This is a genomic window from Streptomyces cucumeris (assembly GCF_024295805.1).
Taxonomy (GTDB): domain Bacteria; phylum Actinomycetota; class Actinomycetes; order Streptomycetales; family Streptomycetaceae; genus Streptomyces; species Streptomyces cucumeris.
The window spans coordinates 1-15349 of record NZ_JANCLX010000067.1; the positions used below are offsets into that span (position 1 = coordinate 1).

Annotated in this window: 17 protein-coding genes and 1 pseudogene; 9 read left to right on the forward strand and 9 right to left on the reverse strand. The window is 69.5% G+C overall.

Annotated elements, in window-relative coordinates; genetic code table 11:
- The 7 genes and pseudogenes from NMK44_RS41385 to NMK44_RS41415 all read left to right on the forward strand — a co-directional run.
- A pseudogene (locus tag NMK44_RS41385) lies at positions 1–117 on the forward strand (IS5/IS1182 family transposase); the annotation flags it as partial.
- A 252-nt stretch (positions 118–369) separates the two neighbouring features.
- On the forward strand, positions 370–537 hold the full coding sequence (locus NMK44_RS42970) for a hypothetical protein (RefSeq protein WP_254753285.1): 168 nt from the start codon (positions 370–372) through the stop codon (positions 535–537).
- Positions 538–551: 14 nt separating this feature from the next.
- Positions 552–899: a hypothetical protein gene (locus NMK44_RS42975; protein ID WP_254753287.1), complete on the forward strand. Its 348-nt coding sequence runs from the start codon at positions 552–554 to the stop codon at positions 897–899.
- A gap of 610 nt (positions 900–1509) precedes the next feature.
- Positions 1510–1863 (forward strand): SPDY domain-containing protein, encoded by a 354-nt coding sequence (locus NMK44_RS41400; RefSeq protein ID WP_254753289.1) that lies wholly within the window; start codon positions 1510–1512, stop codon positions 1861–1863.
- A 103-nt stretch (positions 1864–1966) separates the two neighbouring features.
- Complete coding sequence (locus NMK44_RS41405) at positions 1967–2257, forward strand: hypothetical protein (protein WP_254753291.1); 291 nt, start codon at positions 1967–1969, stop codon at positions 2255–2257.
- A gap of 15 nt (positions 2258–2272) precedes the next feature.
- Positions 2273–3094 (forward strand): SPDY domain-containing protein, encoded by an 822-nt coding sequence (locus NMK44_RS41410; protein ID WP_254753293.1) that lies wholly within the window; start codon positions 2273–2275, stop codon positions 3092–3094.
- A 149-nt stretch (positions 3095–3243) separates the two neighbouring features.
- Entirely contained in the window at positions 3244–3651 is a 408-nt protein-coding gene (locus NMK44_RS41415) for a hypothetical protein (protein WP_254753295.1), read from the forward strand.
- A gap of 61 nt (positions 3652–3712) precedes the next feature.
- Here NMK44_RS41415 and NMK44_RS41420 read toward each other — a convergent pair whose 3' ends face one another.
- The 9 genes from NMK44_RS41420 to NMK44_RS41460 form a co-directional block, all read right to left on the reverse strand.
- Positions 3713–4402: a hypothetical protein gene (locus NMK44_RS41420; protein ID WP_254753297.1), complete on the reverse strand. Its 690-nt coding sequence runs from the start codon at positions 4400–4402 to the stop codon at positions 3713–3715.
- Positions 4403–4481: 79 nt separating this feature from the next.
- Positions 4482–4913 carry a hypothetical protein gene (locus NMK44_RS41425; protein ID WP_254753299.1) on the reverse strand — a complete coding sequence of 144 codons (432 nt, stop codon included), beginning with the start codon at positions 4911–4913 and terminating at the stop codon, positions 4482–4484.
- A gap of 374 nt (positions 4914–5287) precedes the next feature.
- Positions 5288–7030: a relaxase/mobilization nuclease domain-containing protein gene (locus NMK44_RS41430; RefSeq protein ID WP_254753301.1), complete on the reverse strand. Its 1743-nt coding sequence runs from the start codon at positions 7028–7030 to the stop codon at positions 5288–5290.
- Positions 7027–7851 (reverse strand): plasmid mobilization protein, encoded by an 825-nt coding sequence (locus NMK44_RS41435; protein WP_308358828.1) that lies wholly within the window; start codon positions 7849–7851, stop codon positions 7027–7029. The genes NMK44_RS41430 and NMK44_RS41435 overlap by 4 nt, the downstream gene beginning before the upstream one ends.
- Before the next feature lie 122 nt (positions 7852–7973).
- Positions 7974–8165: a hypothetical protein gene (locus tag NMK44_RS41440; protein WP_254753303.1), complete on the reverse strand. Its 192-nt coding sequence runs from the start codon at positions 8163–8165 to the stop codon at positions 7974–7976.
- Entirely contained in the window at positions 8162–9757 is a 1596-nt protein-coding gene (locus NMK44_RS41445; protein ID WP_254753305.1) for a prolipoprotein diacylglyceryl transferase, read from the reverse strand. The genes NMK44_RS41440 and NMK44_RS41445 overlap by 4 nt, the downstream gene beginning before the upstream one ends.
- Complete coding sequence (locus tag NMK44_RS41450) at positions 9754–10395, reverse strand: WhiB family transcriptional regulator (RefSeq protein ID WP_254753307.1); 642 nt, start codon at positions 10393–10395, stop codon at positions 9754–9756. The genes NMK44_RS41445 and NMK44_RS41450 overlap by 4 nt, the downstream gene beginning before the upstream one ends.
- A 163-nt stretch (positions 10396–10558) precedes the next feature.
- Positions 10559–11257, reverse strand: a complete 699-nt coding sequence (locus NMK44_RS41455) for a zinc finger domain-containing protein (protein ID WP_254753309.1) — start codon at positions 11255–11257, stop codon at positions 10559–10561.
- A 2-nt stretch (positions 11258–11259) separates the two neighbouring features.
- On the reverse strand, positions 11260–12159 hold the full coding sequence (locus NMK44_RS41460) for a helix-turn-helix domain-containing protein (protein ID WP_254753311.1): 900 nt from the start codon (positions 12157–12159) through the stop codon (positions 11260–11262).
- A 1260-nt stretch (positions 12160–13419) separates the two neighbouring features.
- Between NMK44_RS41460 and NMK44_RS41465 the strand changes: the two genes are divergently transcribed.
- Both NMK44_RS41465 and NMK44_RS41470 read left to right on the forward strand, forming a co-directional pair.
- Positions 13420–14706, forward strand: coding sequence for a helix-turn-helix transcriptional regulator (locus NMK44_RS41465; protein ID WP_254753317.1), 1287 nt, complete (start codon positions 13420–13422; stop codon positions 14704–14706).
- A 62-nt stretch (positions 14707–14768) separates the two neighbouring features.
- A complete protein-coding gene (locus NMK44_RS41470) occupies positions 14769–15176 on the forward strand; it encodes an acyl-CoA thioesterase (protein WP_254753313.1) in 408 nt (135 codons plus the stop codon).
- Positions 15177–15349 lie beyond the last annotated feature (173 nt).

Here is a 15349-nt window from a genome sequence, read left to right on the forward strand (position 1 = left end):
TCCGGCTACCACCGACTCAGCCCCCGCTACGAGCGCGATCCCCGGAACTACCTGGCCTTTCTCGGACTCGCCGCCGCCCTGTGCTGCTACAAGCGACTCGTCCGCCTCACCACGTAGGACACGGTCTAAGTCGGGCGGGAGCCCCCGGGGATGGTTGGTGGCGCGCAAGGACTCCCGTGTGCAGCCATGTGTTGCCGTCCGCCCGGCAGGGAGGAGATGGCTGAAGATGGACCTCCGCATTCAAGGGCATCGCAAGGATCTGTATGCAGGCGACGGCCGTCGCCTGCGCGCTTCAAGCCCATTGGCACCGACAGCGGCTCTGCGCCAGCTGACCGCTGCCCGGGTCGGCTCTTCGAGAGGAACCCGTCTGTGGAGTTCGACCGTGGCTACCTGTCGCCGTACTTCGTCAGCAACGCTGAAAAGGGCGCAGTCGAATTCGAGAACGCTCGCATCTTGCTGGTCGAGGAAAAGATCAGCAGTATTCGTGATCTGATCCCCTGCCTGGAGCCGTCGCCAAGTCGGGCGCGCCCCTGCTGATCATCGCTGAGGACGTGGACGGGGAGGCGCTTCCCACCCCTGGCGGTCCGCAACATGCGCGGCATCGTGAGGGTGGTCGCCGTGAAGACCCCGGGTTCGGGGAGGGCCGGAAGAAGGCACTGGAGGAGATTGCCGTTCTCACCGGCGGGAAGGTCATCTCGAAGGACAAGGGGATGGAGCTGGAGAAGGTCACCCTTGAGGATCTGGGTACTGCCCGACACATCGTGGTGACCAGGGACAAGACCGTCATCTCTGACAAGCCGATTCCCGACGAGAGTGTCCCCCCGCTGGTGGAGACGACGGACGAGGTCACTCCTGGTGGGCTGGTTATCGCCAAGGAGCCCTTCAGCGACGCTTCTTGAGTACCTGTCTCAGGGGGTGACCCGGGAGTGCTTGGCGGATCATCAGCCGTGTAGCCACAGCCGGATCGCGGCGAGGGTGACCGTCCCTGGGCGCGGGCGGTGACGGTCAGGGGGGCGGTGTCGATGGCGACCAGCGGGTCGGCCTGATGGGGCACGAACGCGTACAGGGTGGCGCCGTCGGCGCTGAGGAGCACCCGGACGCCGCGGTACTTCTCGGCGGGGGCGGCGATGTCGACCGCCTGCCCCGGACCCGGATCGGTCTCCTCCGCGTTGTCGTCCTGCGCGTTGGTCCCTTCCTGAGCCCGCTCGGGGACGTCCATGGCCAGCACGCAGGGCGTCTCCTTCCGGTTCGAGTTCTGACCCCGCCTGCCCAGGTAGAGGCGTTTGGCGTCCGGGGACAGCGCGACGGTCTTTCATGAGCTGAAGACGGGCTTCTGCCATTGGCCGTGAGATTCGGCCACGGGGTCCGGGATCCCACACCCCCATGACAAGGCACAGCAGTTCGCCGGGGGCAGACAGGAAAGACCGCGGAAAGACTGGCCAACGGGCGCGAGGGCATGTCAACGTAGACGACCTTGCAAGAAACCCCAGGTCAGAGAGGTGATTGCCTATGACCGTAGCCCCTGCAGGCCCTGGATTCTCCACTACCGTCGAAGCCCTGCGATTGCGGGAGTGGCAGCTCGGCCCCGGTCAGCCGACCCTGGTCATGGACCAGTTCTCCGCCGAGGACTTCCACCTGATCGTCGATGATCGAGCGGACGTGCACGTCAGCTCCAAGGACGGCCGGTTCTACCTCGGCTGGTTTCCACTCGGCCGCCCCGGCACGGACGGCGAGGGATGGAAGATCGCCGTCGCCGGCACCGCCAAGGTGTGCGGCTACCACCTGTCGTTCGATACCGAGACGCCGGCCGACATTGTCGCCGCCGCCGTAGCGCGCGTGCTGGAGACCTCACGCCGACTCTGAGAGCGCGGACACCGACACGTAATGCCCGCCCTGTGAGCGCTGGCCGTGCCGAAGGCCGGCCCGTTCCACCGCCCCCGTTTCCCCGCACCCCAGGAGGCTGTTCGTGACGTCCCCGGAGATGACCGTCGGCGATCTCATTGACCTGTTGTCCGGCTGCGACCTGAATGCTCTGGTCCGCCAAGCCATGAACCCCTTCGCCCCGATGGCCCACCGCTTGGAGCGGGTCCTGCAGTCGGTCGACGAGACCGGCCGGACTGTCGTCTACCTCGCCGAAGGACCGGATCCGGACGCACAGCTCGGCCACCTGTCACCGGAGGTCGCCATCGAGCTGACGTGGCAGGGCCCCGTCCAGGCACCCCCGCGCCGCCCCCGCCGCCGCGCCGGCGGCAACTAGATAAGCACCGAGCCCTTGGAGGCGCCCCTGTACCCCGAGTTCCCGCCCGACTCGTTCACCCCGCGCGGTGGCCAGCCCGCGTTCTGGGTCGGGCCCCGGCATCTGGCCGGTGACGATGGGCGCCTCTACGACGTGGTCGCCGACACGCTCGCCGGCCTGGGCTGGACGAGCCTGACGATCGTCCGCGGACGGCGCGCGTGGGACGAGGCACCGGAGGACCGCCAGGTCCTGCGCAGCACCGTCCTGCACATCAGCCCCGACGCCCTGCGCTGGGCCCAGTGGGGCCTGGCGGACGAGCCGTTCCACCTGGGCGAGCTGCCGATCGCTTGGCAGATCTCCGCCCGAGCCGAGGCGAGCAGCCCGCTCGCCCAATGGTCGGCCTACTTCACCCGCGACGTCCCCGGCGAGGCGGTCGTCGACTTCCTCGTCGCACTCGACGCAAGCGACCAGCCTGCCGTGCCGCTCGCCGGAGCCGAGCTGGTCCTCGACGCTGTCGCCGCCCACGGATGGCTCCGCGACATCGACCAGCCCCAGGCGGCAGCGACTGACCCGACGTTCACCTCGCACATCAGCCTCGGCGAGGTCCCGCCCCTCATCCAGGACGCCGACCCGCGGGCCCTGTCCGCCGAGCACGACGGGATGGGACCGGCCGGATGGCAGGCGTGGGCCGAGCCCGCGCTCGGCGCACCGTGTCTGTGGGCGGCATCGTTCGCCGCCAGCGTCCCGCACGATCTCGTCGCCGCCTTCGCCGCCTCCCTCAGCTCGACCGCACCGGTCCTGCGGCGGATACTGCCCGAGGCCACCCAGGAGCGCCTCCTGCGCGCGCCGGCCATCTAACGTCCCGCGCACAACTCTCGACGATCGCAGTCCGGCACCCTCCCGGTTGGGGGTGCCGGACTTTCCTGCTTCTCGGGTGAAGTGGCCATTCGGTCTTCGACGCCCAGGATGGTTTGCCGCCATGTGACGGAACGATGCAGGATGCGGTCATGCAACCCAGCGTCGGCGCCTTTCTGGTCATTGTTCTCGTCGTCGCCGTGACGATCGCGTTGACGGTCCGGTCACGCCGCAAGCGCACGGCTGGCCTCGCGGCGCAGTGGCAGGCATTCCAGCAGCACCGCAGCTCCGGCCAGGGGGAAGTCCTTCGGGTCACGCGGGTCTACCAGCACGGACGTCGTGGCTCAAAGACTGTCGTGACCTGGTGCGACACCGGGCGGCAGCAGGACGCCTGGTTCTGGGACTGGCACGTTCCGGTGGGCGCGTACCTGCTCGTGAACGCGTCCAGCGGCTACGGGCCGCACAGTCACAACCCGAACGTGCTCTACGTTCAGCCCGGCAAGGTCCGCGTCTGGGTACCGGGCCAGGCCGCTCGCGCCGCGCAGCGCGTCAGCCAGTAACGCGATGCTGCCCTCGACCATGGGGGTCGAGGGCAGCATCGCAGGCTGGGGACGTGCGGGATCAGCGCGTTGCCGTGGCCTCGGCGAGTGCCTTGTCGAGGTGGCGGTCGACGAGGGCCGGGGAGCCGGAGACGATCAGCAGCAGGTTGCCGTCGCGGATCGCGGTCTGCTTGACCACGGTGCTCCGTCCTCCCGTGGTGAAGGTCAGGAGCTGGCTCCACTGCTCGTCACCGCCGGCGTGGGGTGCGGACAGCTTCTGCGAGGTCACGTCCACCGGGGTGCCGCCCGCGACGACCTGATAGGACGGACAGCCGGTCATGGCGTCGAAGATCCGGTCGATGCCGTCGGAGAGCTTCTTCGCGCTGTCGCTGTACAGCTCCTCGGAGATCTCCGAGGAGCTGCCGCCGTAGGTGAAGGCCGCCTTCGCCTTGTGGGGGAAGGCGAGCGTGCCGCCGGTCGCCGCGTCGCCGCCCAGCTCGTTCAGGGCCGGGCAGCCGATGACGGTGACGTCGTCGTGCTGGGCCGGACGCTCCGGCTTGGGCAGGTAGCCGTTGCCGAGGTCGCTCGGGTCGAGCAGGCGGGGCTCGAGCGCGGCCGAGGAGAGCACGGCCGTCCCCTGAGCGCGGTCGGACGGCTTTCCCGCCCGGGCTGCGGACGGGTGCTGGTCTCCGGTGGTGTCGGTGGAGCAGGCGGGCAGGGCGAGGAGGGCGGCGGTGATGCCGAGGGCGGTGGTGGCGACGCGAACGCGCATGACGGAACTGACCCCTTGGTGCTAGGCGACGGGTGGTCAGTGCGGGCCCGCGAGCCCGGTGGGGTCGTAGGAGTGGTGGTCAGTGCCCGAGGTGGCGCAGGCAGTCCTCGAACGTTGCGTGCGTCGCGTCCGCCGGCCCGGAGTGCCGGTTGTACCAGGCGGTGTCGATGCGGGTCTCCCGCTGCTGGTGGCCTGCCCGGCACCGCAGCCAGATCTCGCCACGGGTAGAGAGGATGAGCCAGTCCCGATACGCACCGCACTCGGCACACGCGGTCATCTCGCCGTCGAGGACGAGCGGCTGCGCCCACGGCATCATCTTGCCGTCGACCTGGTCGTGGCTCGGCACACGCAACTCCGGCGGAAGGAAGTCGTCCACCACGGCGGGCTCCGGCTCAGGCGTCGGCACTCCAAAGCCGGGCGGGACCTGACCCTGCAGCCGCGCGTGCAGCTCGGCGAACTGCCTCTGAGCTTCGCTCGGCTCCTTGGCCCGGCGGCGTATCCGGTGAAGCACCCTGGCGTCCTCCTCTACCTCGTCACCTCGTCCTGTGCGTTCATGATCGTGCACCACGCCCCCGGTGGTTTCAATTCACAAAGTCCACAGCCCCCTCCGCCCTGGTCAGCAGGGGTACTCGGCTTCTGTGCCCGGTCACACGCCGTCGTCTCCTTCGACCGCTCAACTTCGCGACGCCTACTGGCTCGACTCGCCCCACCTGCGCCATGCCCGTCCGTCCTGCGGGTGCACGGATGCCGACAGCCTCCACATCGGACATGGCCGCCACCGAGGTTCGATGTGGCGCACGACCATGCTCTGGATCGCGGGCGGAGGGGTGGCACTGTCCCTCCTCTCGGAGATGCTCTGAGGCCGCGTACCGGCACCCGGCGGCCTTACCGGGCCTGACGCGGGGTCTCCTCTCCGCTGCGCCGCCTGCCGGGCGCGGAGGGCCTGGTCGTCGGCCCAAGCCTTGCCGACCGGCGCCCTGCAGTGCTGGTCTCGGGCAGGTGGGAAGCGTCGGCGGGCAGGTCGGCAGTTCGCCGCATCCGCCACACGAGCACGTCGCTGACGGAGTCCACGGTGCCGAGTTCGCGGCGGCCGGCAACGTCGGACAGAATGAAGGCCGGGTCGTGGCCCGCGGCTTCGGCCTCCGCGATGGTCGCCGCCAGGGCGTACCAGCCGTGCTCGGCGAGGATCTGCTCGGCCAGCTCCGGCAGCGCCTCGCGCAGCAGCACGGTCTGCCGCTGGAGCATCGGCTGGCTCAGACGCCGACCCCGCTGGTAGAGCATGCCGAGAGGCTGGGCGGCGGCCGCCTGGTAGGCGGTGCGCAGGTGCTCGGCGGCCTGAGTGGCCGCTTCGGCCTGCTGGGCGTGGCCCTTCCTGGCGTGCCAGTGCACCGTGGCCGTGATGAGGAAGAACAGCATGTCGATGACCATCGCGGTGGTGGCTCCGTCCTCACCGCGGCCGAGGGCCGGGCCACCGTGGACGAGGTCGCGGGCGGCCTGCCGCAGAGCGCGGTCATGCCCGCGTACGGCGCGGACATGGGAGCGGGAGGCACGTTCGAAGGCCGTTGCGGCGTCGCGCAGTTCGCGGCGCGTGTGTGCGGCGGAGGTCTTCGCGAGGGCATCCAGGACCTCGCCAGCCGCGGCGATGTGGGCGGCGGCGACCGTGTCCTCGCCGTGCTCGACGACGAGGACGGCCTGCCACACGGCCGATGCCGTCCCGCGGCGCGCGGCGGCCGGACTGGCCGGCCCCGTACGGATCACATCCTCCTGCCGGGAAGCCGGGTCGTCCTGGGCCTCACCAGACCAGCGCTGCCGGATCCGGGGTAGCGACAGGTCGGGGGCTAGGCGCGCGCCGGGGTAGAACACCGGCTCGCCGTCCCTATTCAGGTCGCCGGGCAGGGCGACCTTGTATCCGAGCAGATCGCCGGAGGGCGCGGCGCGCTTGCGGATCAGCAGGCCGACTGCGGCGAGCCGGTCGAAGAACTCCTCGTCGCTCCTCGCCCCGCTCACCGCACGCCGTACGGTTTCGCGCAGTTCCTCGCGAGCGGTGCGCTCGCGGCCCTGGCGCTCGGCCTTGTGCCGTTCGGCGCTGGTGGGCCGCTGAGCTGCGGTGCCGTCACCGGGCGCGACCTGGTGGAGGCCGAGTTCCTTCTCGATGAGCCGGGCTTCGGCCTGAGCGCGGGCGCCGGAGCGGTAGTCGTCGGGGCGATGGCCGTCCTCGGTGACGAGGGTGGCGACGATGTGGATGTGGTCGTCGGCGTGGCGTACGGCGGCCCAGCGGCAGCCGGACTGTCCGTCGCCGGGGTCGATGCCGGTGGCGGCGACGATGCGGCGGGCGATGTCGGCCCACTCCTCGTCGGACAGGATCCGGTCGCCGGGGTCGGCGCGTACGGAGGTGTGCCACACGTGCTTGGCCGGACGAGCGTGGCGTGCGAGTGCCATCACGGGCTGATCCAGTAGCTGTTGGAGGTCCTTGAGGGTGGTGTTCGGGTCACGGCCGGGGTCGGGGGACATGCCGTCGAAGGAGGCCACCAGGTGGGGGTCGGTGTGCTCCTCGCGTTTTCCGGGACTGTAGAGGTAGGAGAGCAGTCCGATGGTCCGGGCCCCTGACTTGTTGACGCTGGGGATCATGAGCCGTGGTGCTCGATCAGTCGTGTGGCGGCTTCGTGCGTGGTGTCGGCGGCGCGCCGCACGGCGGCGACGGCCGCTTCGAGCTGAGGAGCCTCGGCACCGGAGTTGAGCGCCTTCACGGCCTGGTTGAGGTTGCTGCCGGCCCAGCCGAGACGACGCCGGCTGTCGAACAGGGCGGTAATCACTTCGCGTTCGTCGGCGATCTCGGCACTGGTGCGGTCGAGGTCGCGGGCGGCGGCGAGCGCGGAGCGGGCGAGGAACCCGGCGACGGACAGATTGCATCGGGCGGCGGCGGACTTGATCAGGGCGTACTCGTCTTCGTTGAATCGCGTGGCGGGCTGGCGCAGACGCTTCTTCGCAGGCGGCTGACGCGGTCGCTGACGAGCGCGGGGAGCACGCTGGCGGCGGGCGCGCGGCTCAGTCTGCTTCTTCTCCTGCCCCGGCTCCGATCCGCCCCCGGTCGAAGCCCGAAGGACCTGCGCCCCCCGGTGCAGGTCCTCTTCCGCCCCCTCGGGGGCGGGATTGGCGGAAGCTATGCTTCCTCCCCAACTTGCTCGCCCCGAGACTGAGTTGGAGTCGAAATCAGGTTCCGGGGCGGTGCCGTTCATGTTGGGCTTCGTCATCGGGATTCGGGCCTCATAGAGCGGGTGCGATGCTGGATGGTTGCGGGCCAGTGCGAGGACGTCGGCCGGGCTGTCAATGACGCGGACCGGTTCGTCGGGCTGGTCCTGGACGAGCCACTGTCCGACCGGTGTACGGACGACCGCGTGGAGGAGCTGCCGGCGGGCCAGGACGTCCGCCCAGGCGTCAGCCTCGGGCAACGGTGGGCTCGGAAGAGCGAGATGGACGCGAGTTGACGACATACCTCCTGAGCGGGATAGTGGCCCGGCGCGGGGCCGGGCCACCTCAACGGATACGGGCTTTGAACTGGAGATTTGCCGGTTCAGCCGCACTCGGGACAGCGCCCGACGTGGCTGCTGAGCGCGCGGGCCATCCGCTGCTTCGCCGAGGCCGCCTGCTTCGCGCTGGACTTCGCCGCCGGCCTGCCCGCGTGCCGCTCGGAGTGAGCGACCATGAAGCCGATCTCTCGCTCGTACTCCGCGCGGACGGTGTTGAACTGGTGGCAGGTCTTCATCGGGCGGTGCTCCCCGTCGTGGTGATGTCCTCGTTCCGCAGCTCCTGGAGGACGAGGCCGAGTCGGTCGTTGCCGACCCCCGTCAGGCCCTGGCGGCGGATGATCTCGCGTAGCTGCACCCGGGTGATCGCGGCGTTGCCGTCCCGTGCGAGCAGGGCGGGAACGTGGGGGCGTACCTCGTGGACGAGCTGGCGCTCGGGTTCGCCCAGCTCGCGTGGGCGCTCCGTCTGGGGAGAGTGGGAACGGGCACGCTTGTCCCTGTTCTTCGTTCGGGATTTCCGGACCGACTTCCGGCGGAGCGGGACCTTATGTCCTCGGTCCTGGGTGGTCTCGGTCCCGGACTCGGTGGCGGTCGGTCCCCGGTCCTCGGTGCTCTCGGTTCCGGACTTTGCGAGGTCCGGTCCCCGATGGAAATCCAGGCTATGAGCTGCTGCTTCGTGCGCGTTGTGGTCGGTCTTCGTGCCCACTGCGTCCGGCTCCGCGGCTTCTGGATCGGCGGGACCGGTCCCCGGGACCGCACCGTCTTCAGGCGGCTTGGTCGCCGCGAGCGTTTCCGTTTCGGCGCCGTCGGTCCCCGAGCCAACCTCCGCTTTCGGAGCTGCCTCGCTGGGGACCGGTCCCCAAGGAGTCTTCGGTCCTCGGTCCGGGACCGACGCATCGGAATCGTCGGGACCGGAGGTGGGGACCGCCGCCACATTCGGTGTCGGCTGAGAGGGGACCGTGGCCGCCGATGCGTTGCTGTGCGCCGGGGACCAGGGAGAAGGGAGCGGGACCGTGGCGAGCGCGAGAGCGTGTCGCCGAGCGGCGAGCTGGTCGAGCAGCTGTGCCCGCTGGAGGGGATCGGTGCCAACCGCGGCCCTGCCCACCGCCTTCGACAGGCGTCGGGTCAGCCGCCGGCCGCGACGGTTTCGCTGCTGCTCGGGAGTGCTGTCCGCGAGGCGGGCAGCGAGGGTGACCGCGCGGGCGGTGGCCCGGTCCCGGGTGATCTGTGCGGCGTCGCGGTCCCGCGCGGCGACGCCCATTCGGGACAGCAGCCGTTCGCGCGCCTCCCGGCCCAGCACGGCGACCAGCCCGTTCGACGCTGCGCCGGGGGTGCGAAGCCGCAGTTCGATCCCCATCGCCAAGTGCCACAGCATCGCCGCCATGACCGGCCCGACGAAGGCGCGGACCGTGCCGCCGACGGGGCCGCTCTCGGCGTAGGCGGGGATCACCTGCACAGTGGTGATCACCCAGACCAGCGTGCCCGGCAGCCCGGGGGCGCCCTGGGCCGCCAAGTTCTGCCGTGCCATCAGCGCCGTAGCGAATAGTGCGAGTTCGGCGGCGGCGAACATCCCGGCGCGCTCGGCGGTGCCGGCCATGTCGAGATAGTCGGCGGCGAACCGCCAGCTCGTGTCCGCGCTGTACGCCGTGCAGCCCAGGGCGGCGACGGCGGCGACCTTGACCGCCGGTCCGCCGAGACGTTTCTGCGTTCGGGTTCCCCGGCGCCGGATGGTCCAGGCGGTCAGCACGAGCGCGAGGGCGGCGGGCACGACGGCGGCCAGGAGGAGAGGGCGGTCCGAGGTGGCACCGACGGCGAGTACGGGGTGGGTCATGCTGCCTTTCCGAGAGGGGCGTGCGCCGGGGCCGACGCTACCGGGCGGCTTGCGGGCTGCTGGGTGCCGGGAGCCGTAGGCGTGGGGGTGCCCTTGGCCTTCGAGGTCTTCTTCCGCTTCTTCTTGGGGCGGGGCACGCCGTAGTTGCGGTCGCGGTCGAGGACCTTGTTGGCTGCCTGTCGGAGCAGGTCCCGGGCGTGCTTGTGGCTGATCTGCAGGGCGGCGGCGAGCCGGTCGGGCCGCCAGCCCCGGACGTAGGCGTGGTCGATGACGACCTGCCGCTCTGCCCCGGTCAGGTGCACATCGCGCCCCTGGAAGAAGGCGGTCACGCGCCGGTAGTCCAGCCGCCGGGGCAATCCGTTGTGCAAGGGACGCCGCTCGGCTCCGGTGAGGCCGCCCCAGATGCCCTCCTTGAGGCCGTTCTCCAGGGCGAAGTCGAGGCACTCGCGGCGTACGGGGCACCAGCCACACAGCTCCTTCGCCTCAGCGATCTCCTCGTGGTCCCGGGGCAGCGGGAAGAAGACGGCGTCGGCGTCCTCGACGTCCATGCCGTGGCACGCTCCGCGGGTGTGCCAGCTGGTGTCTCCGACGCCGCGCAGGCCGGTGGCCGGCGCGGCGTGGGTGGTGATGTGGCGCAAGTGGGTCTCCGATGTGCTGCCGCGACAGCCGACCGTGGCGGTGCTCGGCGGGTGCGGCGTCGGGTGCCGGCTGCGGCACGTGGGCGCGCGCCGCAGCCGGGGCGGGACGGTGGTGTCAGGTGGCCGCAGTGCAGCGGACGGGGTGCGCGGCCAGGAGCACCGGTCAGGCCAGGGCCGGCTGCTGGGCCTGCTGGGCGGCGGCGAGGTCGAGTCGACCAGGGTGCGGGGTGGCGCGCGGGGCGGTTCCGCGCGCTCCTCCGTCGGGGCCGACCCTCCTGCGGCGGCACGGCTCACCGGGCTGTGCCAGGCACCACTCGCACCGCACGCTCAGGGCGTCGGGTGCTCCCTGCGCGATGGCGGCCTCTCGGGCCGCGCGGGCGGGCCGGTAGGGCGCGAGGGCGGCACGGGTAGCGGGCGGAATGCAGGAGCCGATCGCCTCCAGCCTCGCCTTCAGCGCCGGGTCGGTCCCGTTGCGGCCGTTGGCGATCGCGAGAGCCTGTGCGGGCTGGGTGGTGCCGGTGGCGACGGCACGGCGGTGGCCGACCAGCTCGGCGGTGTATGCGGCCTGGTCGTCTGGGTCGGCCGAGGGCGTGGGGTCGGAGTGCCGGGCCAGACGCTCTCGCTGGTAGTTCTCCCAGGGGCGCCCCACGTCTGCCGGGAGGATTGCGTACGGTGAGGTGCGGATGTGCTGTCGGGCGGCGACGCGGGCGTCCCAGCCGTGCGGGGTGGCCATCGGCACGTCGCCGAGCAGCTCGTGCCACTGGGCGAGCTGGTCGTGCGCTTCGCGCTCGGTGGTGCGGATGAGGCGGGGGTCGAGTCGGCCGATGTAGGCCAGCAGGGCGGCGATTTCGCGGCGGTCCACGGTCAGCCCTCCGTTCCGGTCGGCTCGTCGAGGGCGGCGAGGAGGGCGGCGGTGTGGGCCTCCGTCCGCGTCATGCCCCCCGGCGCCGCGGTGTTCTTGCCGGGCACGGCGTGGAGGTTCGGGCGGCTGGGGGCGTGCTCCCGGGCGATCCAGGAGCGCCAGTCGGCAGCCCAGGCTTCCGCCGGCCTCGGCTTGAAGTCGGCCCGGTGTGCACGCCACTTCGCATCGGCGGCTTGCAGGCCCTGCTCGCCAAGGCGGTCGAGGTGTCCCTGCTGACGGGCCCAGGTGTGGGTGGCGGGGTCGACCTGCCACTCGGCCGCCGAGAGGACGGCAGCACCACCACTGCTGTACCTCCGGTTCAAATCAGGTTCACTACGGTTCTGTCTGCCGGTTTCCGGTACATCGTTGTGCCGGTTTCCGGTACGCCGCTGTGCCGGTTTCCGCTTCGGCCTGCCGGTTTCCGCTACTGCCGGATTCCGGACCCTCGCGGGGGAATCCGGCACCTCACGCGGACGGATTCCATACCGCCGAAGGACCGAGAGCCGGAGTTTCGCAGGGGCGGCGGGCTCGTCTGACACCGCCGCGTCCTCATCATCCTTCTCCTGCTGCTCTCGCAGAGCCTGTGTGACCGCTTCGGCGGCGAGAGGCAGGCGGTAGACCGTGCTGCGCTGCGGGCCGACGAGATCGTCGAGCTGCTCCAGCTCACCGGCGTGGACCAGGCGGTGAACGGCTTCGCGCACCGTGGATACCGAGGCGCGCGTGCGCTGGGCCAGACTGGACAGTGAGGCCCAGGAGACGCACTGCTCGTCAGTCACCCTGTCGGCGATCGACAGCAGGACCAGACGCGCGGTACCCCGGCTGGAGCTGTGCTCCCACACCCACTCGCGGGCATCGCTGCTCATCGGCCGCTCCCGATCAGCGGGCGGGTTCCGTGGGTAGCCAGGTTGTAGCGGTTCGGCTCGGGGCGCTGAGGCACCGAGACGAAGGCGGCTGCCGCGCAGGCCAGGCGGAAGGGCCTTTCGCGCAGGGCAGGAGGCATGCAAGAATCCCCTTTGCAGTGTTGCCACGCTGACGCGCCCCTTGGAAGGACTCAGCGTGGTGATGGTGGGCAATCGCCGCCCTTGCCGGGGCGGGCATGCCGCTTAGCGTTCGGCGTCCGTGAGTTACCGCTCTCGGGCGCCGTCGCTCTTTGTGGACCTTCACGGTCCGGTCCGTGTGCGCGGTCTCCTCACGTTCGTCGAGGCGGGCGGGCTGCCCGGGGCGACGAACATACGCACGTATCCGCGTCAAGATCCAGACTTGGTTCTTAAACTCTGTACTGGTTGCACAGAGTGACGGAGTGGCAAACCCCTCCGGCCGCTGCGGATGACCGGAATGCGCCACTCCGGAGGGCGGGCGGGTTCTGCTGCTGCGGCCGCCAGGAAGGTTCGAGGTATGCCGGAGTGTTCGAATTGGAGCGGCCCTCTGGTGTCCCCCGCGGCGGGGTAGGGAAGTGAATTGGGTGCTCCCACAATCGCCCCGCGCTTTCCCGTCGAAGATCAAAAGCCTGTATCGCCGGGCGTGACGCATGTCGCTGGTCTGTGAACCGCCTGGCCAGAGCGATTTAAGCCAAGGCCCGCTGGGGGCGTCAACGCTGGCCCTTTGACCGATTTGCTCGGGTAGATGCCTCGGCGGCGCCCGCCATGGCGAGGGCCTGACGTGCCGCAAGTCGCTTGAATGGCACCGGGGATGGTTGCGCAGGGGCCTTTCGTCGACACGCCATCCAATGAGGTCTAGACCGCACGGAGGGGGAGTCGACGAAAAGCGGCAACGTTTTGCCGATTTCCCGGCAAGGTGAACCTGAAGATCGATTTGCGTGTCCGTTTCGGGAGTGAACGTACCGCCATGCCGGAAACGATTTGTTCGACGTTAAACAAGCATGAGGGACTTCTGCTCCAGTGGTAAAGATCGTCTACGTATTGCGTATTGTTCTGCAGGAGGAATGCAGGCGGTGGGCCAGTGCATGGTCGCTGGACCCCTTTGTTTACCGGGGAGTAGGAATCTTCTCGGATGTATAAGGCAGGTTTGTGGTGGTCGACGGATACGGCTCCGTCAGCAATGACGATGCGGACGGAAGGACTTCAGCGGAGCAGAGCAGTGGGCAGCGGCCTGCTGGCCGGTACATGGGGTTCGGGGCCTTGCTGCGTAGGTGGCGCAAGGACGCGAAAGTCACACAGGCGGTAACGGCCAAGGCTCTAGGCATGGGTGAGCGCACATATCGCAAGATCGAGCGTGGCGCGACACCACCCCGGCTGACACGGGCGCAGTGCGAGTCCCTGGCGGCACGGCTCAACCTCGACCGCGACGAGCGTCACGCCCTCCTGCTCTACAACATCGGCTCCAACCTCGTCCCGCCACGTGGCGCCGGCCAGCAGGAACTACAGCAAGCACTGCGCCTGCTCATCGACCGGCAGATGCCCAGCCCCGCCTACCTGTGCGACCAGCACTGGAACATCCTCGCCTTCAACACCGCGATGGCAGAGTGGTGGCCCTGGGTGATGGAGCAGGGAGCGAACCTCATTCTGTGGGCCTTGACCGACGCCGAGGCGCGCACCCAGTACCAGGACTGGGACAAGCACGCTTCGGCCTACGTCAAGATATTGAAGTTCGCCCAGGCCACCAAGCCGGACGACCCCGAGCTGCGCGAGCTGATCGAGAAGGTCAGGAAGGATCCTGACGTCAGGCATGTTTGGGAAACCGAGCACGACATGGGCGAGACCCGCGATGGCCACGTCTTCCGCATGAACGTTCCTGCGCTGGACTGGGAAACCATCGAGGTCGTCAGCCACGTCCTCTACCCGGCCTCGATGCCCGAGTGTCGCTTCGTCGTGATCACCTGGGTAGAGGCAGGCGAGGACGACGAACGAGACGCGCTCGGAGGCCCTCGGAACGCATGGGCCACAACGACCGCGAACCTGGACGACGTGAAAGCAGCACAGCGGCACACGCAGAATCGGGTCGCCGAGGACGCGGCCACCCGCTGGCGACGGGAAGCGGCGACACTTGCTTCCCGCATGGTCGTGGCAACTGCAGAAGAGGCAGCAGCACAGGCCGGGAGGAACCGCGTTCCGATGCCAGCCATCAGTAAACTCCTGGGCCCCGATACCCAGCTCACGCTCGCACCCGACAAGCGCACCGTGGTGTGGGCGGTGGAAGAAGCAATCGGATGCTGGTCCGTCACCTGCGTCTCCCCGACCACAGTGATCGCTCGCGTATCGAAAGACGCCTTGCGGGGCGCCTGCCTCACGGAGATGCACCACCTGGTGCGCGCCGCACTACCGGCCGACGCCGAGGCAGCCGCCGCACGCATCGGAGACCTCCTCGCAGAGCGCGACGCAGAGCAACGCGTGCTGCGCAACGTTCTGCATACCCTGCGGGAACGTGGCACGGTCGAGCCGGACCTCCGGTAGACGCCCAAGTCCCCTGAGCCAGCGCCCCCGCTAGCCTGCACTTCTCACAGAAAGACCCTGCCGTGAACAAGTACACCTATCCGCTGCCGCTGCGCTGGGCCGACGCCGACTCGTACGGGCACGTGAACAACTCGCTGTTCCTCACATACCTCGAAGAGGCCCGGACGAGGATGTTCCAGGACATGCTCCCCACGGACGAGGCAGGCCGCCGCCAGCACGCATTCGTGGTCAGCCAGTCTGTCGTCGACTACCGCGCTCCACTGCCCTACCGCGAGGAGCCGGTCAATGTAGAGGTTTGGGTCGTCAACTGCCGTGGGGCACGGCTCGAACTCAGATACGCCATCCGGGATGCCGAGAACACGTACGCCGAGGCCGTCACCAGGATGGCCGCGTACAACCTGGACACTGGTCGGCCGCGGCGAATCTCTGAAGCTGAGCTGAAGTTCCTTGGTCGCTACATGGACTCTTGAGTCGAGTGGACGCACATGTTGGTTGCCATGCCGACTTCGTGGCTGACTAGTGCTGTGACCGGGAAGGTTGGCCGGGTTGGCGGCTGGGGCGGTTGGATTGGCGGTCACGTCCGTTTCGATCGCTGGAGGTGCGAGTGGCTGAGCCTGTCCGTGTACGCCGACTCACCGATCAG